Source organism: Spongiibacter marinus, from assembly GCF_016906995.1.
Lineage (GTDB): Bacteria > Pseudomonadota > Gammaproteobacteria > Pseudomonadales > Spongiibacteraceae > Spongiibacter > Spongiibacter marinus.
Genome location: NZ_JAFBBD010000006.1, coordinates 265786 through 286437, shown reverse-complemented (window position 1 = coordinate 286437; position 20652 = coordinate 265786). Strand labels below are relative to the sequence as shown.

At 53.8% G+C, this 20652-nt stretch carries 16 protein-coding genes and 1 pseudogene; 1 reads left to right on the top strand and 16 read right to left on the bottom strand.

Going from position 1 to position 20652, the window contains the following annotated elements:
* Positions 1-94 precede the first annotated feature (94 nt).
* From HNR64_RS11420 to HNR64_RS11375, 10 genes and pseudogenes are all read right to left on the bottom strand, one after another.
* A pseudogene (locus HNR64_RS11420) lies at positions 95-612 on the bottom strand (transposase); the annotation flags it as partial.
* Positions 560-952 carry a hypothetical protein gene (locus HNR64_RS11415; protein ID WP_204996581.1) on the bottom strand — a complete coding sequence of 131 codons (393 nt, stop codon included), beginning with the start codon at positions 950-952 and terminating at the stop codon, positions 560-562. The gene HNR64_RS11415 and the pseudogene HNR64_RS11420, both read right to left, overlap by 53 nt.
* A 9-nt stretch (positions 953-961) precedes the next feature.
* Positions 962-1303, bottom strand: coding sequence for a DUF6488 family protein (locus HNR64_RS11410; protein ID WP_204996580.1), 342 nt, complete (start codon positions 1301-1303; stop codon positions 962-964).
* Positions 1304-1325: 22 nt separating this feature from the next.
* The gene (locus HNR64_RS11405) at positions 1326-2219 is read right to left on the bottom strand and encodes a HupE/UreJ family protein (RefSeq protein WP_204996579.1); all 894 of its coding nucleotides are present in this window, start codon (positions 2217-2219) and stop codon (positions 1326-1328) included.
* The gene (locus tag HNR64_RS11400; protein WP_204996578.1) at positions 2209-5325 is read right to left on the bottom strand and encodes an efflux RND transporter permease subunit; all 3117 of its coding nucleotides are present in this window, start codon (positions 5323-5325) and stop codon (positions 2209-2211) included. The genes HNR64_RS11405 and HNR64_RS11400 overlap by 11 nt, the downstream gene beginning before the upstream one ends.
* Positions 5326-5334: 9 nt before the next feature.
* The gene (locus HNR64_RS11395; protein WP_204996577.1) at positions 5335-6567 is read right to left on the bottom strand and encodes an efflux RND transporter periplasmic adaptor subunit; all 1233 of its coding nucleotides are present in this window, start codon (positions 6565-6567) and stop codon (positions 5335-5337) included.
* Entirely contained in the window at positions 6564-7853 is a 1290-nt protein-coding gene (locus HNR64_RS11390) for a TolC family protein (protein WP_204996576.1), read from the bottom strand. Before HNR64_RS11390 ends, HNR64_RS11395 begins: the two co-directional genes overlap by 4 nt.
* 15 nt (positions 7854-7868) lie before the next feature.
* Positions 7869-8789 (bottom strand): M56 family metallopeptidase, encoded by a 921-nt coding sequence (locus HNR64_RS11385; RefSeq protein WP_204996575.1) that lies wholly within the window; start codon positions 8787-8789, stop codon positions 7869-7871.
* 23 nt (positions 8790-8812) lie between these two features.
* Complete coding sequence (locus tag HNR64_RS11380; RefSeq protein WP_204996574.1) at positions 8813-9199, bottom strand: BlaI/MecI/CopY family transcriptional regulator; 387 nt, start codon at positions 9197-9199, stop codon at positions 8813-8815.
* A gap of 316 nt (positions 9200-9515) precedes the next feature.
* A complete protein-coding gene (locus HNR64_RS11375) occupies positions 9516-10565 on the bottom strand; it encodes a DNA-binding protein (RefSeq protein WP_204996573.1) in 1050 nt (349 codons plus the stop codon).
* Between the two features lie 204 nt (positions 10566-10769).
* Between HNR64_RS11375 and HNR64_RS11370 the strand changes: the two genes are divergently transcribed.
* The gene (locus HNR64_RS11370; RefSeq protein WP_050660064.1) at positions 10770-11777 is read left to right on the top strand and encodes a tyrosine-type recombinase/integrase; all 1008 of its coding nucleotides are present in this window, start codon (positions 10770-10772) and stop codon (positions 11775-11777) included.
* 95 nt (positions 11778-11872) lie between these two features.
* On the opposite strand, the gene HNR64_RS11365 is transcribed toward HNR64_RS11370, so the two are convergent.
* From HNR64_RS11365 to HNR64_RS11340, 6 genes are all read right to left on the bottom strand, one after another.
* Positions 11873-12475, bottom strand: coding sequence for a cytochrome c5 family protein (locus HNR64_RS11365; protein ID WP_204996572.1), 603 nt, complete (start codon positions 12473-12475; stop codon positions 11873-11875).
* Positions 12476-12487: 12 nt separating this feature from the next.
* Positions 12488-13750, bottom strand: coding sequence for a hypothetical protein (locus HNR64_RS11360; protein ID WP_204996571.1), 1263 nt, complete (start codon positions 13748-13750; stop codon positions 12488-12490).
* Positions 13751-14027: 277 nt separating this feature from the next.
* A complete protein-coding gene (locus HNR64_RS11355; protein WP_062383541.1) occupies positions 14028-17150 on the bottom strand; it encodes an efflux RND transporter permease subunit in 3123 nt (1040 codons plus the stop codon).
* Complete coding sequence (locus tag HNR64_RS11350; RefSeq protein WP_204996570.1) at positions 17143-18768, bottom strand: efflux RND transporter periplasmic adaptor subunit; 1626 nt, start codon at positions 18766-18768, stop codon at positions 17143-17145. The genes HNR64_RS11355 and HNR64_RS11350 overlap by 8 nt, the downstream gene beginning before the upstream one ends.
* 11 nt (positions 18769-18779) lie before the next feature.
* Positions 18780-20108, bottom strand: coding sequence for a TolC family protein (locus HNR64_RS11345; RefSeq protein ID WP_231856197.1), 1329 nt, complete (start codon positions 20106-20108; stop codon positions 18780-18782).
* Positions 20105-20647 (bottom strand): DUF411 domain-containing protein, encoded by a 543-nt coding sequence (locus HNR64_RS11340; protein ID WP_062383546.1) that lies wholly within the window; start codon positions 20645-20647, stop codon positions 20105-20107. The genes HNR64_RS11345 and HNR64_RS11340 overlap by 4 nt, the downstream gene beginning before the upstream one ends.
* Positions 20648-20652: the final 5 nt, after the last annotated feature.

Genomic DNA, 20652 nt, shown 5'->3' with positions numbered 1-20652 from the left:
GCTCTCGGCGATAAAAGATGCGGGGCAGTCGCCTGTTATCGACGGGAGATTAGAAAACGACTGAGCGCAAGAGCGGGGTTTGTTGAGCGCTTACGTATATCCGGTACGTACGCTTCTTATTAACAACTAGCCCTTCAGCTTTGAGAAGGCCATGTAGAAGCAGATAGCCATAAGCAGACTGTTCAACCGCCAATTCCTTTAGCCGTGCTCTCAGAGCTCCATCGTTACTTGGTCTCGCCTGATAGCGATAGGCCGTCCTGCTGATGCCCGCTAATCGACAGGCTGCTCGTTCACTGATGCGATGTTCAAGGATCATGTGTTTGGCTACCTGCTTGCGACCGACGGGCTTCACCACTTTTTTGACAGCACATCCTTCATCGCTTCAACTTCAAGGAGCTTGTCGGCTAATAACTTCTTAAGCTTGTTGTTCTCGCTCTCCAGTTCACGTAGCCGCTTGGCCTCGTTAACTTCCATCCCGGCGAATTTGCTACGCCAGTTGTAGAACGTGCCAGTTGAAATCCCCAGGTTGCGACAGATGTCTTCAACCTTGGCTCCAGCCTCATGCTCTTTGATGGCCTTGATGATTTGTTCGTCGCTGTATCGCTTCTTCATACTGAGATCTCCATCCCGTTAGGTTAACTGGAAATCTCATCTTGGTCATGGTTCCAAAATCGGGGGAAAGGTCAAACCCTAACTGCATTCGTTCCGCAAAAAAGAAAGGCATAAAGAAAAAATAGGATGCAGGCACACCCAGCATAATGCTTTTCGCAAAGGTAATTGAACTTTCCGCGTCGCGGTGTTCTAGATATGAAAACAGAATTGCGAGGATAGACACTAACGGCAAAGCGACTAGGAAACCGGCCAGAACCGGTTTCTTGTCAGACAGCCACGAAGCAAACCCTATAACCATGGCCGCTACGATGATTTTTGCTATGAAAAAGTATGCGGGCATGATGACGCCTCATTTCAAAGAAGTAAAATTTCCGGTTAAGTTAGCATCATAGACCTCACCGCTTTCTGATATCAGAACGTAGAGGGGTTGCCCTTCATCTTCATTAACCACTTTTACAATGTAGTAGCCTTGCCCGCGTTGAAAAATATTAGCATCAGTGGTCGAAACATTGCTCCAGCTTTCTGGCAAGGCACCAAAGCCTAATTGCGGGTCGGAACCGGCAAACTGCTTAGATATGTTCACCGCAATCGCTAACGCTTGATCTCGGGTTACCGTAGGACGGTGATTGCCATGAGCAACAGCCTGCTGTGTGATGAAGGCAGAGAATAAAAGCACTGCTAAAAATCGCATTATTACGTTCCTCTCTCGGTTATCAGTGACTGTGATAATGGCCGTCGCCATGATCATGGTATTCCTCGTAGACTTCTTCCTGCTCTGCCACAGGGGACTCCGGCTGAGAGCGCGGCGCCATTTCAGGTGCCAGATTCAGTCGGCGCGGATATGACTCCAATGCGCTTGATCGCATATCTTCATGGGCGTGACTGTGATCATCTCTGTTTAATGGAAAGTCGTCGGCATAAACGCTGTGTTGATACCCGTGCAGCTGATGCACCAGCAACAAAGCGCCAATGACAATCAGCCCGCCATTCACAATGCGGCTGAAAGGGGCGAAGGACGTATGGCTACGCCACATCGCGATGACCAGCAGCATGACTGACAGCGCCACGATCTGGCCGATTTCAACCCCGACATTGAACGCCAGAATTTTCATTACCAGACCGTGATCACCCAATGGCAACTGTTGCAGTCGTGTTGATAGGCCGAAGCCGTGGATCAGGCCAAAACCAAATACCATCCAGATCAAGCTCGGGGCTTTCACGCCGATGTAACGCTTGAAGCCATCCAGGTTTTCAAATCCCTTGTAGCAAACCGTCAGGGCGATCACTGCATCAATCAGGAAATAATTGGCCTGAATGCCATAGAGCGTCGCAAACACCAGGGTGATGGAATGCCCTACTGTGAAGGCGGTGATAAATTTAACAATGTCGCCAAAACGCTTGAGAAAGAACACCACACCGAGCAGGAACAACAGGTGGTCATAGCCACTGAGCATGTGACTGGCGCCAAGCCAGATGAACTCGTCATAACCTGCATCGAGGATACGCTGCTTATCTGCCTCAGACATACCATGGGCAAACAGGGTGCTGCTCATGACTAACCCCGTGAACAACAGGGTCAATTGAGCGGCAATTTTTTTACACTTCATTAGCTTTGTCCTTGTGAAGAAGCTGGTACAACGCGGGCAATACGAACAGGGTTAGCAGAGTCGACGAAATAATGCCGCCAATAACAACCGTCGCCAAGGGCCGCTGAACCTCCGAGCCGATTCCGGTATTCAGGGCCATGGGAACGAAGCCCAGGGAGGCCACCAAGGCCGTGGTCAAGACCGGCCGGAGGCGAGTTAAAGCCCCTTCCATGGTCGCGGAATGGAGCGTCGCGCCCTCACGCTGCAATTGACGAATAAACGACACCATTACCAGCCCATTGAGGATGGCGATACCTGACAGCGCAATAAAGCCGACCGCCGCCGAGATTGAAAATGGAATGCCCCGCAGGGTAAGTGCCAAAACGCCCCCCGTCAGCGCCAGAGGAATCCCAGTGAAGATAACCAACGAATCCTTCAGCGAACCCAGCGCCAGCAACAGCAAGCCGATGATCATTATCAGGGTAACCGGCACGACGATACTCAGTCGCTGGGACGCCGACTGCAAGCTTTGGTAGGTGCCACCATATTCCACCCAATAACCGGCGGGAATCTCAACTTCGGCTACCGCTGTCTGTACGTCCTGGACGAAGCTCCCCAAATCTCGACCACGCACGTTGGCGGTCACCACCACACGCCGTTTGCCGTTTTCTCTATTGACCTGATTGACACCCTCTTGAAGGTCAAACGCCACCAGCTCACCGAGGGGAATATAACCGCCTCCCTCCAGTTGAATCGGCAAATAAGCGAGCTTATCGACGTTGTTGCGTTCAGCCTCTGGAAGGCGCACGACGATGTCAGCAAAACGGTCGCCTTCATAGAACAGCCCGGCTTGCTTGCCACCGGTGGCTGCAGCAACCTGACGCTGCAAGGCCTCCAATGTCAGTCCATATTGTGCAAGCCGCTCTCGACGGGGCTCCAGACTCAGGAGTTGCAAACCGGTCGTCTGTTCGATCTGGATATCCACAATTCCGGGCACACTGGCGATGGCGCCCTCAATGGCTCCTCCGGTTTCTGTCAGTACCGATAGATCATCGCCAAAGACCTTAATGGCTAGCTCGGCACGGACACCCGAGAGCAGCTCGTTAAAGCGCATTTGTATCGGTTGCAGAAACTCATAGCGACTGCCGGGAATTGGTTCAACGAGGGTCGCTAAGTCCTCGACCACTTGCGCTTTTGGTTTGCCGGGATCGGGCCATTCGTCACGCGGTTTAAGGATGATAAAGTTGTCAGCCACGCTGGGCGGGACGGCATCGGTTGCCACATCGGCGGTACCGATTTTGGCGAAGACACGCTCAACCTCTGGCAGCTTTTTGATCTCGGCCTCCAGCGCTTGCTGCATGGATACCGCTTGTGTCAACGATGTGCCGGGAATACGAAGCGCGTGCATGGCGATGTCGCCTTCATCAAGATTCGGCACAAATTCACTGCCCAGACGGGTGGCCTGCCAGCCACAAAGCAAGACCGCGATCGCGGCAACGATAACCACTGGCCCACGATGAGACAGGGTGAATTCCAGGCCCTGTCGATACAGCCGCTGGGTGGCGTCAAAACCGCGATGGGGCTTTTCTTCCACCGGCGCCTTGAACAGGAAAGCCACACCGGCGGGAACAAAGGTGATCGACAACAACATCGCCGCTGATAAGGCCATCGCCACCGTGATCGCCATCGGATGAAACATTTTCCCTTCAACACCCTCTAGCGCAAAGATGGGCAGATAAACGGCGGTGATGATAAAGACACCAAACAACGCGGGCCGTATGACTTCGCGGGTGGCATCAAAAACCAGCTCTAGGCGTTCACTAAGTGGCAGGGTTTTACCGGCTCCGGCTCGACTGGCCTCTGACAATCGACGCAGACAATTCTCGACAATAATAATGGCGCCATCCACCAGCAAACCGAAATCCAGCGCCCCCAAACTCATCAGGTTTGCCGATACCCGGGTTTGCACCATGCCAGTAATGGTCATCAACATAGCGACGGGAATAACGGCGGCGGTGAGCAGTGCCGCCCGCAGATTACCCAGCAAAAGAAATAGAATTACGATAACGAGCAAGGCACCTTCGACCAGATTGGTACGCACTGTCGCCAGGGTTTTATCCACCAATTTGGTTCGGTCGTAGACTGCGCTGGCGGTAATGCCGTCGGGCAAACTGGCATTGATCTCTTTGAGCTTCTCCGCCACGCCTTTTGCGACGGTTCGACTATTTTCACCAACCAGCATGAAGACTGTGCTCATCACCACTTCGCGGCCATTCTGGGTCGCGGCCCCGGTACGCAGCTCCTGCCCCTCGCCGACCGTAGCGATGTCGCCAACCTTCACTGCCACACCATCACGGGATTTAACAACAATATTGGCAATATCCTCAATGGATTCCGCCTGACCCGGAACCCGTAACAGCCACTGGGCACCCCGCTGCTCGACAAAACCAGCACCGCGATTCTGATTATTGTCCGCCACGGCGTTCACCAACTCCTGCTGGCTAATACCAAAGGCGAGCATTTTTTCCGGCAGCAGCCCGATCAGAATTTCGCGCTTGTAACCACCAATCGGATTCACCTCGACCACGCCAGGTACGCGAAGCAGTTGGGGACGAATAATCCAGTCGTGGGCACTGCGTAAATCGGTAGGGGTAATCGCTTCACCATCGGGGCCAGTCGCACCGGGCTCAGCGTCCACAGTAAACATGAAGATTTCACCCAGGCCGGTGGCAATGGGCCCCAGCTCTGGCTCCAAGCCGTCGGGCAAGCGCGCCCTCGCAGCGGCAAGGCGCTCATTCACCAGCTGCCTGGCAAAGTAAATATCGGTATTTTCGGCAAACACCACGGTGACCTGTGAAAGTCCGTAGCGAGACACTGACCGGGTGTATTCGAGGGAAGGCAGCCCCGCCATGGCGGTTTCGATGGCAAAGGTGACCCGCTGCTCCACTTCCAAGGGGGTGTAGCCCGGCGCCTCGGTATTGATCATCACCTGTACATTGGTGATGTCCGGCACGGCGTCAATCGGCAGTCGCTGAAAATTCCAAATACCAACGCCACACAGGGCCAAGACCAACACCATGATCAGTGTGCGGCGGGCGAGGGAAAATCGCAGTATCGCATCTAACATGATGAGTCCTTAGTGGTCGTGGGAGGCGCCGGATTTTTCAATATCGGCTTTGATGACATAGCTGTTGTCGGTCACGTATTCCGTGCCGGGCTCCAGCCCCCCGAGAATCTCGACCCATTCACCCGCTTCACGCCCCAGCTCAAGCATGCGTACCTCGTACTGCTGCCCGACTTTGGCATAGACCACGGTGAAGTCACGGAAGCCCTGCAAGCCACTTCGTTTCACCGCAAGGGGTACCTCAAACCGATCCACCTCCAGTTCACCTTTGATGAACTGCCCTGCCCGCAGCGAGGCGGTATCACCATTGATGGCCACCCGTACTGAGGCCGCCTGCATGACATTGAGTGTTCGAGGAATATGTGCAATCACGCCCTTAATGGTTTCGCCTTCGGCGTTGAGCAACACTGTCTTACCGGGCTTGAGGCGTTTAAGATCGGTAGGAAAAACCTCCAGCTCAGCAAGCAGTGCCTCCGGATTCAACAGCGTTAGCAAGCTTCGTCCAGCCGTGACCTCACCCACGTTGGCGGGTAACGCCACCACCTCACCTGACAGGCTTGCTCTGAGCGTGTAGGGCTTGAGGCTTTCATTACTTTCGATGGTGACCAGCGCGTCCCCTTTATTGACGACTTGCCCCAAGCCAACATGAATGCGGGTTATGACACCGTCAAAGCGAGCGAAGACCCGTTGCTCTGCATTAGTGTCCGCAATAATGCGACCAAAGGCGGGCACCCGTTGTACCAGGGTCGCGCCTCCGGCCTTTGCCGTACCAATACCCATGGCATCGGCGACATCATCAGCGATACGGGTACGTCCCTCAAAATTATCGTATTCCCAGCTATGGGTGTTGCCAGCGTATCGGGCCACGACGGTAACAACGAAGGAATGAGGTTCGTAAATTTCCATGTCACCGCGTAAAAAATCATCCTGCGGGCGAAATTGAATCACATCTTTTTTGTCACCCAGTCGGGTCAGCGTGACGCTAAGATCCACCGCCTCCGGTGCAATCGGCTTACCCCCGTCCGTTAACCAGACGCGAAACTCCGGTGGCACGCCGGTTTCAAAAATCGACAATTCCAGAGCAAAATCGCCGTCCCGAAGCATTCTTCCCCGGTGCGGGCCTTTTTCCGGCTCGGCCACGGCCTCAGCTTCATTGCCCCCTGCAGCCCAGGTGAGTTGCAGGGGGGCTATCATGCCGATGGCGACGCACGACACCAGCAGTGCACGTCCAGTTAAGCGCTTCATGGAGTTACCTCATTTATTAAAAGAGTGGGTGCGCCGGTCAGGCGTTCAATTTCCAGATAGGTGAGTTGGGCGGAGAGTTGGCTATCCAGCAGGTCTTCACGGGCTGTCAGCCATTCTCGCTGTACTGCCGCCCACTCCTGATAAGTATGGCGACCCAGTTGGTAGCCTCGTTCTGCCTCACTCAGCGCCAACTTTAGACTTGGAAGGATGTCCTGCCGCAGAGACTCAGCGACGTGACGTGCGTGTTGATACTCCTGAACCAGCACATACAGACGCGCCTCCAATTCAAGGCGCAGGGCCTTGGCGTTCGCAGCTTGTAAATCAGCCTCTGCCTGCAAGCTATCAAATCGACCCTGTGACCTACTCTGGCCACCGAGAGGGATGCTCAGCCAGGCAACCAGCGCCACGTCATCAGTGGCTTCAAAGCGGCGCACACCTGCAGAGATACGCCAACGAGACTTCGCTTCAGCTTTGGCCAAGGCCAACTCAGACTGACTGATCCTCTTCTGGGTCAGCAATCGCTCAACGTAGGGATTGCGGTTAAGGGCGGTACTTAAAGCAGTGAAATCAATATCCACTCGCGGTGCGGCTAAATCGCCAAGTAAGGCTTCGCTCATGCCGCGCCGCTGCCACAACGCCGCTAACTCTCGGCGTTGGCTGCGCATTTCATGTTCCAAATCTTCGACCGCCAATGCGTAACGGGCCATGGCAGCTTTCGCGCGGAGTGAATCCACCGCCGAGGTCTTACCTGCCTGTTCACGCTGCCGCAACTCTTTCACGGTTCGCTGCGCCATCGCCAACGCCTGCTCGGCCAACGCGCTTTGTTGCTGCAATGCCAACAGGGCCATGAATCGCCGCCCCGTTTCCGCCGCCACATCGAGCCGGGTAATCTGGTAGTCAATATCCAGTAAGGTACTGCCTTGGCGAGCGCTGTGCTGACGCTGATCCAGTAGCTCACCTTCCAATACCCAGCTGATACCCAGGGTCGTTTGCAGGTTTTCGGCATCGGCATATTGGCCGGAGCCGAAGCCGTCCTCAATTTGTAAGTCCAGCGTTGGCTTCGTCCCAACACCGGCCTGCATCACGTTCCCCTCGGCTATCTTCCTGCGATATTGAAACGCCCCCAGCTCAGGGTGAGCCTGAAAACTCCGTTCAATCGCCGAGGCTAAGGTCAAGCCTGGCTCATTGGCCTGAGCCGCCAACGGCAACATCAAACCGGATAGCAGCAGGACAAAAAACCGACCGATGATCGGAGTTTTGGCTATGTTTTGACGTAGTTGATACATGAAAAACCCTAGAAATTAGTGGCGGAAAAGTTGTTCGAAGCTGTGGTGGTAGCTGTCTACCCCCAGCAAGCTGAGCGCGAATAAAGCGGAAAACAAAAGTATCGCCAAGGCGAAATGGGAGCGGCGATTGCTTGCAGGCGTCATCAAATAATGAACGCGGTCTTTCAGGTCACTACTGGAAAATGCGCAATAGCCACTTGCGGGTTTCTCACGAGTCAGTCGATATACCTTGAGTAGAGTCTTTGCGACCAGCGCGCGGTCTCCGCCTGTCTTTACAGCCCAGGCATCGGCTCCTTGCTCCAGGCTTAAAGAAAATTCCGCCTTGAGTTGACTCCCAACCCACTGAGGAAAGGCTGCAGCGAAGCAGGAAAACAAAAGCTTCTTTAGTGGATCTCGACGGTTAACGTGGCACTGCTCATGGCTAGTCACCACGTGTTGCTCGGCCTGTGTCAGCTGCGCCCTCAAGCCTTGACTGATAAACACCCGAGGCATAAGCAGCCCATAGGTAAAAGCAGTCGCGGGAAAGGTTGCAGCCACATCGTCTTGTTGCGCCTCATCACGCCATTGGTCGAACAAGGCGAGACTGTTGATGTGCTTAGTTATTGCGCGTAATGTCCTTACCAGCAGCCAGAGCGAAAAGACTGCAGCCACCGTCAGAGGTACGCTGTGCCAGCTGCTGAAATCAAATACTTCGGCATGATGCCAGTGGGTAAGATTGAGTAACCATGACGGTTTGACGTCAGCAAAGCTCGGGGACATCACCAGTACACTGATAGCCAATGCCGCGAACCACGGAAACGCAATAAACACCCAGAGAAATGCTTCCCGAAAGGACGCCGTACAGCGTTTAAGGCTTGATTGACTCAGTAAAAAAACAACTGATAGACAGGCGATGCAGAACAGCAACGTTGACGCCGCGATAAAGCCGCCATTCAACCAACGCGCCCACTCCCCAAGGATCAAGTCTCACCTCCGGCTTGATTCTCACTGCGGCGACGCTCAATCAGCTGTTCCAGCTCATCCAACTGGGCGCTGTCCAGCTCATCGGTTAAAGAACTGAATGCTGCCAAGTAATCCTGTTCACTGCTGATAAAATCTGAGGCCACGGCGCGCATCAGCTTGGCCACAAAAGCGTCACGGGATTGCGCACTGCGATAGACAAAAGCATGGCCAATCTTTTCGCGTTTGAGTAAGCCCTTCTTGAACAGTCGATCCATCGCACTCTGAACAGTGTTCATTGAACGTTGAGCGGAGGGATCAATCTCCCGATGCACTTGCTTTACATCTGCGGCATCGTTGCCCCAGAAGTATTGTAAGACTGCTTTTTCAAGATCACCTAATCGCACGCTATTACCTCAGATACTTGTGCGACAAGACTGCACTACATAACTCCGATCGGCAATCGGTTTTTTATTCGAAAGGAAAATTAGAGGTTCGGCCGGTAAAAGCGTTGAATTTAGCCACAAAACCTATAACGCATTGATAATAAAAAGGAATATCAATATTCTTCTTCCGCCTGACGTTTGTCGAATCGATGCTTCTCCTTGGCCTGCCTACTTGGGGTCTTGTGGAAGAACCGACAAATTTGACAAGTTTGCTCGTTTAAAGGCTGGCAACGATTCCTTCATTAAACAGCCAGATGGTCAAAATGCAACCAGTCGACTACAGCGAGCCCTGGAGCTGTTTAAACTGCCCTAGAATCACTGCTTTTTCCTGAAGAATCACCTTATTCTCGTCGGTCAGAAATGCCACTTTATCCTGGGCGGTTTTCAGTTCGGCTTTGGTGGTCTCCAATGCGTGGGATAACACGGCCACTTGTTTATCGGTATCTGCTTTCTGAGTAGTGAGCACGGCCACGTTTTCCGCCAATTGATCATTTCTATGCTGATATTCCCGGCACTTCGTCACGATTTCTTCAAGCTCGTGTTTCAGGTTCTGGATATCTTCTATCTTTCCCTTCAAGTCGCTATTTAGCGCCGCATTGGCCTGTTTTAATTCATCGGCATGTCGTTGTAACTGCGCGTTGACGTCGAATAGCTCGGACGCTCTCAACTCAGCCTGGGCGAGCCGGTGTTGCAGATCCTGAATCTGATCATTCAACCCCTGGTTAACTATACGGAACTGGTCGCGCTCCTGCTGGCGGTCTTCGGCAGTTCGCTGCTGATAATGTTCGAAATGATCGCGGATATCCCGGTTTTCCTGCTTGAGTTCGCCAGCGCTTTCTTTCAATTCAGTGGTCCGTGCAAGAGCTTCATCCCGCTGGGACTCGGCTTTGGCCAGGCCGACACGGGCGTCTTCCAGGGACTTGTCTTGCTGGCTTTTTTTCTCAATAACACGTGATAGTTGGTTGTTCAGATCCTGTTGGCGAGCGGTAAGCTGCGCGATAGTGTTGCGGGCCTCGGTCAGTTCTTTTCGGAGTTCATCATTCGAAGCCTTGAATTCGTCGCGAGCTTGTTCGATCCGATGGTCGCCCATCTGCTGCACCCGCTCATACAGGGACTTTACCACTTCGACAAGGTCGTTTGGCAGTCCACTGACATCGGCCGCCTCCCCATTGTCTGACCGCCAACGCTTGAGCAATGGCGCGATGGTGCTTTTGCTGCCGGTACCGAGCTGTTCTCGCACCCGATCCACCGTGGGTTCTTGGCGCTGGTTTTTAATGACTTCGGCGGCTTTGGCAACATCGTGGTAAGTGACTCCAGCGCGGGCCATGGCGATTCCTCTCAGATTATTTAGTAACGTATTACATATTACGTAATATAACATTATATTTATGTTTTCCAAGCTTTCTTGAATTCCTATTATTAACCACCGATAATGACCATTATCACAGGTTAGAACCGTTACTTGAAACTTTTCCAGTTGTAACGCCGGTACATAGCCGCCTTTTGAGCGACATCGAAGGAAATCCTATTCATGAACAACAAACCGCCAATACAGGCTAGCAACTTGTCGTTACGTAATAAGGATGCGACTCTGGTTGAACGCCAGGAGTCCGAATCATTGCGGCACTACCTCCAGGCAGCGACGTCCGACAACACACGTAAAGCCTACCGTTCGGCCATTCGGCAATTTGAGAAATGGGGTGGTCGCCTGCCCTCGGACCGGGATACTGTCGTGCACTATCTGCTGGCCAGAGCCAAATCACTCAATCCCCGAACCCTGGATCTGCACCTGACCGCCATTAGCCAATGGCACCATTACCAAGGGCTCATCGATCCGGTAAGTGATCCACTGGTCCGCAAAACCATGGAAGGCGTTCGTCGTACCCAAGGCCAACCCAAACGCAAAGCCAAGGCATTACGTTTGGAGCACATTGCCCAGATGGTGAATCACTTGCGGCAACTGCCTGACACCAAAAAGAAGCAGCGGGATATCGCGCTGGTGTTGACCGGCTTTTTTGGCGCCTTTCGTCGTAGCGAATTGGTGGCCATTCAAATCGGTGATCTCGTGTGGGAGCCTGAAGGGCTTCTCATTAAGTTGCCACGATCCAAGACCGATCAGCAAGCAACAGGTTTGGTACGGGCCTTGCCCTTCGGGGCACCAGGCTGCTGTCCTGCTACGGCCATGAGGAACTGGATAGAATCGGTTGAAATCAATGAAGGTCCGATTTTTCGCCCCATTAACCGCTGGGATAAGGTTCAACCCAAAGCGTTGAATTCCGGTGCCATTAATGAATTACTCAAGACGCTGGGTAATGCCTGTCAGTTCGATTTCGTATCGGACTTGAGCAGCCATAGCTTCCGGCGTGGTCTTTCCACATCGGCTGCAAGAGAGCGAGTCGATTTTGAACTGATTAAAAAGCAAGGAGGCTGGAAAAGCGATGCGACGGTTTGGGAATACATTGAGGAAGGACAGCAGTTCAACAACAATGCCGCGCTGGTTCTGATGGAAAAATTGGAGGCACTTGTTGGTAATGTCTGAAGAATATGGAGCGGCGAGCAAGGGAAAGGGCTGGAGAATATAACGTGGGGCAGAGTGCCCGGCTGACACCGAGCACTCTGCCCACAGATAAAGCCCTATTTCTCGAAGGTGGTTCGCATATAACCAAGTACGGCTTTCAGGTCGGCGTCGGTCAGACTGACATTGCCGCCCCGCGGTGGCATGGCCATGGGCGAGCCTGGACTCTGAAATCCATTGATCATGTTGCTCAGTAACTCTGCATCATTTTTGCTCAATGGGCCTTTCGACTTGGTGAAGTCCGGAGTGCCAGGAAAGGCACCCTTGCCGTCGCCGCCATGGCATGCGATACAGGTGCTTTTGTAGACTGCCTCACCGGATAGACCGGAGTTGGCCAGATCCACCGATACAGACTTTACTGTTACCTTTTTGGCTGGTGTGTTTGATGCCTGCAGGAACGCTAGAATATCACGTTCGTCCACCCCCCACAGTCCAGCACGGAGGCGCATGTGCATAACAGTGGTGTCCCAGTAAGCATCTGAAAACTCCTTAGGGTCGCGCATGTTGTGACAACGGGCGCAGTTATTGGCCCATTTCTGAGCACCCTTTGCTGCATCGCCTTTTGCTTCGGCCAGAGCCGGTGTGAGGAAGGTTGCAGACAGTAACAAAGCCATACTACTTACACCGAAAAGCTTGCTAGTAATAAATTTGCTGATTTTCATATCAATTCTCGCCTAAAAACCGTAAGCCAGTTGCACTCGCACAGCGTTATCATCATCTGCGCCTGATGAGTCGTAGTCTTTTATCTCATAATTGAGCTTAACGACAACATGGGGTGCAAACAGGTAATTCAACCCCAGCGTGCGCTGAGAGTAGTTTTCTCCAGAGTGAGGCGTCTGTAATTCACTGGTGCGAACGACGACTTCAAATGATGTCGAGGGGATTTTATAGGCTGCCTGCAGATACCAGGCTTTCCATTGACCTACCTCAACATCGTCAAACTCCGCGGGGCCTGTATAATCTGCTGGAAGATCATCGCTGTGAAATTCGACTCCGGAACTACCTTCGCCAATCTCGGTTTTGAGGTATTCCCCTCTGAGTTCCAGGTTGTTCCAGCCATAGCGAAAATCAGCACCGATGACGTCATAATCAAATTCGCCTGTGGATTCAATATCGAGCTCAGGCCCATCGTGTCCACCAGCAAAAGCCTCCGTTACGGTGGCTTTACCTTTGGCGGCGGAAATCCCTATTTCCAAACCTGGAAACGGCAGTAGCCCAAGGCGGCCACCAAATGACTTCTTCCCGTCAGGGTCACTGGTACGGCCTTCGGTCTCCACCTCCTCGATGGCCAATTCGTAATCCCCTCCTTGTCTCTCTACTGCGGCGGCCAGGGTGGGCCCGTTACCAACATAAACAGCATAATTGGCGCGCATCTCGCCGAGTGGAAACCCGCCGCGCAATTGCAAGCCGGTCTCAGTTAGGGGCGCAGCTCCGCCATGCCCGAAGCCAGCGGGTGCCGAGACAGCTTTGTTGATCCAGCTAGGGTGCAAATTCTGCCGGAATTGACCTATGGGACTTAAAAATTTTCCCACGCCAAGCGCAACATAGTCATTCAGGAACAGGTTGATAGAGGCATATTCCAACGCCAGCTCAGTGCCCCCATCAGCTGTGTTCGACAGCTCAAATTCTGTTTCGAACATTAGCCAGTCTTGGTAATTGTAGTGGATGATGGGGGCGACCAATACCTTGTTAAAAGCGGCGTTGCCTGAATCCGGGTCGGCGTACTCGACCGATCCATAACCTGCCATATGAAATGACGAATCTGTATTACGTTCCGCTGCCGTGTTTTCCAAGCGATCAACTTGACTTTGAAGATCGTCGACTTGCTGCCTGAGATTGTCGGTCTGATTGTCTGCGTAAACAGCGGCAGGAACTATTGCCGCTGTAACACTTAAAGCCAGAAGGCAGCATTTGAGTTTTGACTTCTTCATGTTCATGGTTTTCCCCTATCGTTGACTTGCCCAACTTCTACACCGGTAGCTGTCAAGCTAGTTGTCGCCTAAGGTGTGTTTTATTAAGCTTCTTTGTTTATTGTCATGGGGTGATGATTACGGATGGATGACTCCAACATGACATGACTGTAATGTTTAGGTGTTTTGATTGATTCAGATCAACCAAATAGCATTAACCTATTTGTGCATTTGGTGCTTTATTGGTTTAAACCACAGAGCTCCGGCAGGGGCAGACAAGTCTGCCCCATTTAGTTTGGCAATATTATGCTTTCAGCGAGCGGGTGCGCCATAGGTAATACACGACGGGTAATACCAACAACGTTAAAATCACAGCACTCACCATTCCGCCCACCATAGGCGCCGCAATCCGGCTAACAACTTCCGCACCTGTTCCGGAACTGAACATAATGGGCAGCAATCCAGCGATAGTGGAGACCGTAGTCATCATTACGGGTCTTACACGAAGTCCCGCGCCCTGTGTCACGGCTTCGAGCAAATCTTCTTTTAATGGTTGCACTCCACGCTCACGACAGGTATCTATCAATTGGTGATATGCTTGGTTAAGATAAGTTAACATGATGATACCTATTTCCACCGTAACCCCCGCCAGTGCAATAAAACCAACCGCAACCGCGACAGAAAAATTATAGCCAAGCAGGTACATCAGCCAGATTGAACCAATTACCGCCAGTGGTAGTGTTCCCAGAATAATGGCTATTTCAGTGAAGTTACGAAAATTCATGTATAACAGAATGATAATGATGGCAAGCGTCAAAGGAACCACATAGGTCAGTTTCTCTTTGGCGCGCAGCATGTATTCGTACTGACCGGACCAGGCCACCGAGTAACCGGCCGGTAAATCCAACTGCTGCTCGACCGTTGCCATGGCCGCTTGTACATAGCTGCCCACGTCCACCCCATCGATATCTACAAAGGTCCAGCCATTCAGCCTGGCGTTCTCGCTCTTGATCGCTGGCGGGCCGTCCTCCACATAGACATTGGCCACATCGGCGAGCGCAATGCGTTGGCCGCTGGGCGTAACGATGGGCAGCAGCGCCAGCTGTTCTGGCGAGTCTCGATAGTCCTGCGGGTAGCGCAGATTGATCGGATAACGCTCCAGCCCCTCAATGGTCTGCGCCACATTCATTCCCCCAATGGCCGTGGCTATTACCTGCTGCACATCAGCAATATTGAGGCCATAGCGCGCCGCCTGTGCACGCTGAATATCCACCTTGATGTAACGCCCACCGGCCACCCTTTCGGAATACACCGAGGCTGTGCCGGGTACATCCTTGAGGATCTGCTCTAGTCGCTGCCCAATCTTCTGAATTTCTCGCAGATCCTCGCCCGCCACCTTGATGCCTACCGGCGTCTTGATACCGGTGGCCAGCATGTCGATGCGAGTCTTGATCGGCATCACCCAAGCGTTGGTTAGACCGGGGAATTTCACTAGCGCATCCAGCTCCTTCTTGAGCTTCTCCGTGGTCATGCCCTCGCGCCATTCCTCTTTGGGCTTGAGCTGAATAAAGGTCTCGATCATGGTCAGCGGAGCGGGATCCGTGGCTGTCTCGGCACGGCCGATTTTGCCGAAAACAGTCTTCACCTCGGGGACAGTCGCAATCAGCTTGTCGGTCTGTTGAAGCAATTCCCTGGCCTTACCAATAGATAGCCCCGGATAAGTGGTGGGCATGTACATGAGATCACCTTCATCCAGATCGGGGATGAATTCACTACCAATCTTGTTAACCGGCCAGATCCCAACGAGGAAAATCACAACCGCCATGGCAAGTGTGATTTTCGGAAAACGCAATACGGTTTTCAGCAGGGGCATGTACCCGGCAATCAGTAATCGATTAACGGGATTCTTGTTTTCCGCTACCACCTTGCCTCTGATGAAATATCCCATCAAAACCGGCACCACCGTGATAGCAAGCGCCGCACTGGCTGCCATGGCATAGGTTTTGGTAAAGGCCAACGGGCTGAACATCCGGCCCTCCTGGGCTTCCAGGGTGAATACTGGTACAAAGCTCACAGTGATAATAAGCAAACTGAAAAACAGCGCCGGACCGACTTCACTGGCTGACGCCGCCACGATTTTCCAACGGTTCTCTGGCGTCAAGGGCGTACGTTCCATATGCTTATGCATGTTTTCGATCATGACAATCGCGCCATCAATCATGGCGCCTATCGCAATCGCTATACCGCCTAATGACATGATATTGGCATTGAGACCTTGCCAATACATCACGGTAAAAGCCGTGAGTATACCTAGCGGCAGACTGAAGACCGCCACCAGTGAGGACCTGACATGAAACAGGAAAATGGCACAGATCAACGCCACAATAGCGAGTTCTTCGGCCAGACTTTTCCACAAACTGTCAATGGCGCGAGATATCAGCCCTGAACGATCATAAACGGTTACGATCTCCACGCCCTCGGGCAAACCCGCCTTGAGTTTTTCCAGCTTGGCCTTGACCCCATCAATGGTTTTCTGGGCGTTCTCACCGAAACGCATCACCACAATACCGCCCACCACTTCACCTTCGCCGTTCAACTCGGCGATGCCACGGCGCATTTGCGGCCCCAATTCGATATCCGCCACATCCTTGAGCAACAGCGGCGTACCGTTAACATCCAACCCTAACGGAATGTTGGCCAGATCATCGATACTCTGGATGTAACCGCTGGCGCGCACCATGTACTCGGCTTCGGCCATTTCCACCACCGAGGCGCCCACTTCCTGGTTGCCGCGCTGGATAGCCATCTGGATAAGAGACAGGGGAATACCGAAGGCGCGCAGTTTCTCCGGGTTTACCTTCACTTGATACTGCTTGACCATGCCACCGAGCGCCGAGACTTCGGAAACACCCGGCACGGTTTGCAGCTCGTATTTCAGGAACCAGTCCTGCAGGCTGCGCAGCTGACTGATGTCATGCTGACCGCTGCGATCCACCAAGGCATAGAGGTAGACCCAGCCGACACCGGTGGCGTCCGGTCCCAGTTGCGGCCGGGCGCTGGGCGGTAATGTGGGCGCGACCTGAGACAGGTACTCCAGCACCCGGGAACGTGCCCAGTAGGCATCGGTATCCTCGTCGAAAATGACATACACAAAGGAATCGCCAAAAAAGGAATAACCGCGCACGGTAACCGCACCGGGTACCGACAACATGGCAGTAGTCAGTGGATACGTGACCTGGTCCTCCACCACCTGCGGTGCCTGCCCAGGAAAACTGGTCTTAATAATGACCTGTACATCGGACAGATCGGGAATGGCGTCCACCGGGGTGTTTTTCAGCGAATAGAGACCCATCCCCACCAGCATCAAAGTAGCCAGCAGCACGAAGAAACGGTTACCGATGGACCAACGGGTTATCGATTCAATCATGATTGTGCTCCTTTTGATCGTGACCGCCGTGGTTCATGCCCTGGTGTTCGCTGTGCTCCGGCATCGACATATCACCGTGATCCATACCCTCGTGCTGACCGTGATCCATTCCTGCAGGCATGGCATCATTGCCTTGCTCATTGGGAATATGCACTTGGGTAATCTGGTATCCACCACTGTTGTTATTGGTGATCTGCACATGCAGGCGCATTCCCTGTTTGAGCGCATCCATGTCCACAGCCTCAGCGACGGTGAAATCCATGGTCATGGTGGGCCATTGCCAGTCCGGGATGGCCTCGTGCTCCAGGGTCACCATGCGGTGATCCGGCATCAGGCTGTCGATACGTGCGGCCACCCAGACTGAGCGGGAATCAGCGTCTGCCTTTACATCCATTGATTCGCCTTGCTGATCGCGCTTGGCCATGCGCTTGAAGTCCGACGTCTTGCTGGATTCCGAGTCGATCAGGAACTGAGCAGAGGTCACAATGCGTTCCCCTTCTTTGAGTCCCGACTGAATTTCCACCTGCCGTTCGCCCACACGCCCGACCTCAACGGCCACCGATTTGAATTTGCCATCACCCAGCGCCAACACCACGCGCGCCTGGCTGCCGGTACGGATCAGCGCTTCTCGCGGGATTAACAGTGCTTCAGCCCCCGCCTGGGTCTCAATGACCATCTGCGCGAACATGCCCGGCTTGAGGAAGTCGTCCGGGTTGTCGAAATGCACCCGGATTTGCGCGGTACGTGTCTTGGCATTCAAAGACGGATAGACATAGTCCACCTGGCCCAACCAATCCCGACCGGGCAGGTAATCGAGCCGCATCCGCACCTGGTCGCCGGTCTTGACCAGGCTTGCCTGTCGTTCGAACACCTCACCGATCACCCAGATATGTTCTAGCTGGCCGATGCTCATCAGACTCAAGCCAGGCTTGACGAACATGCCCTCACGCACCGCGAGATTGTCCAGTACCCCGGACTGCGGCGCGGCAACGGTGATGGTCTGGCTGACCTTGCGGGTTTTAAGCAGCCGGTCGATATCTGCCTGAGGTACTTGCAGCGCCAACAAGCGTTCCACGGCAGCACCGATCAACACCGGATTGTCGCGTTTCAACGCCAACAACAATTCCTCCTGGGCGTTGACCAGGGTGGGTGAATAGAGGGCGTACAGGGGGTCGCCCTGTCTGACCGGATCCCCGGCGGCCTTGACATGGAGCTTCTCGATCCAGCCTTCCACGCGCGGGCTGATATGCACCAGCCGGTTCTCATCGTATTGCACGTAACCGACGGTTTTGACATCCAGATTCAGAGACCCGGACCTAACCGTGGCGGTGCGCACGCCGAGATTGTTGACGACCTCGGGCGATATCTTGACGGTGCCGGCTTCATCCTCTCCGGCGGATTTCTCGTACACAGGGATCAGATCCATGCCCATGGGCGATTTGCCAGGCTTGTCGCGCTTGTAGTTGGGATCCATGGGCGCCACCCAGTAAAGTGGCTTGCGTTCACCGCCGGTTGCTGTCATATCCCCCTCATCGGGGTTGCCGAGTAGCCAGACGCCGGATGCGCCGAGCAGCGCGCCGACGGCCGTGCCCAGCAAGGTTTTGGTGAATGTATTCATGTTGAACTCCTTTAAAACGGTTCCGCCGGCCGTGCATCGTCGAACGACGCCTCGGCGAGCAGGTAATTGATTTGGGCGATGGTCTTCTGCCGATCCACGGCAATGGCGAGCGCGTCGATCTTGGCATTCAATTCGGCAATGCGGGCACGCACGGCTTCGGCGAAGTCGCCGTCGTCGTTGTTGTAGGCCGAAAGTGAAGCCTCTGCCTGCTCGGCCATTTGCGGCAACAGCTGATCGGTGTATAACGCCTGGCGTTCATCGAGACGTGCCAGTTGTACGCTCGCGGTTTCCAGTTCCGCCATTAGCCGACGACCAAGCAAGTGCTTTTCGGTTTTGATGGCCTCGGTTCGATTGACGGCGGCGCTGACTTCCTTGTCCTGCCGGTTACCGGTGAAAATGGGCAGGTCGAAGTTCACGCCTATGGAGAGCAGATCCGCCCGGTCGCGCCCCATGGGATCGTTGTCGCGATAGCCGTATTGGGCGGTCAGGCCCCATTCGGGCTTGTATTTCTGCTTGGCCAGATCAACACCGGTTTGCGTGGCATCGATACGCTGATCCAGCGCCCGCAACGCGGGATGATGACGGATCCATTCGTAGCGCGTATGCTCGTTGGCGTACTCAATGGTCGGTGCCGACAGTGGCCTGGAAAGAGACTGTGTCGGTAGTACCGGAGCCAGAGGGACAGTGGCAGGCGCACCGATCCATTCGGTCAGACGCTTTTGTGCGGCTTGCTGTTGCTGCCTGAGCATCGTCAGTCTGTCTTCAAGACGAATCAGCTCCAACTGCGCGCGAATTACGTCCTGCTGGCGCGCCCGGCCCAATGCCGAAGAATAACTGGCCTCGGCGACATCCACCAGTTGCTCAAACAGTGCGCGATCCTGTTCGATCAGCCGGATACTCTCCTGCGCCTTGAAGACCTCCAGCCACAACTGGCTGACCGTAGCGCCTACCTTGGCCCGACGATCCAGCCTTAGTAAGGGATGCTGCTCGGCTAGCTGCTGCTTTTGTCGGCGGGTGAGCGACAGACTGTCACCCCGGGGAAACATTTGGCTGATCCCCACCGACAACTGAGTCATGCCTTCCTGATTGATGTCAAAAGAATCAACAGGGAAATTGCCGGCCATCAGGCTCATTCGGGGATCCGGCAAAGTCGCCGCGGCAGTCGCTTCGTCGGTAAGGGCCTGCTGAGTGTACTGGCTACCGGTGAGCCAGGGATCGGTATCTATGGCGAGGGTTATCGCCTCGTCCAGCGTCAGGGTCTCGGGAAGGGATTGCGCAAAGGCTATGACACTGCCTATACCGAGCGGCAGGATAAAAAGCATGGTGACGAATATTTTCATGGCTGCGCTTCCGGTTGTTGGAGTGGCTGAACCTGTTGAGCCGCGCTCTCGACACTGGCAAACACTTCAGTGCTGCCGTCTTTTTTCATCAGCAGAACCCGGTATGGCATGAACTTGTCACCCACCTCCATACCCGGACTGCCAACGGGCATGGCGGGCACTGTCAGCCCAATCCCGTCGGCTGGCGGATTAGCCAGAAACTGATGAATATAGCGGGCCGGGATGTGCCCCTCAAAGGCATAGCCTTGTGACGACACCGCTGTGTGGCAGGAACGCAGGTTGTTTGCGATTCGATAGCGATCCTTGATGGCGTCCAGATTAGCCGGGTGTTCGACACTGGCCTCAAAGCCCTCGGCTTCAAGGTGACCTATCCATTTTTTACAGCAGCCACAGGTAGGGCTTTTGTAGACGGTAAGCGTTTCAACTGCACCAGCGGATGGGTCAGATGTTTTTGGGTTTTTAGGCCCATCATTACAGGCCGCGATCAAGGGCAGCGTCAACAGCCCCAACACCAAGCCCGTTAATTTAACTCGATACATAGTTG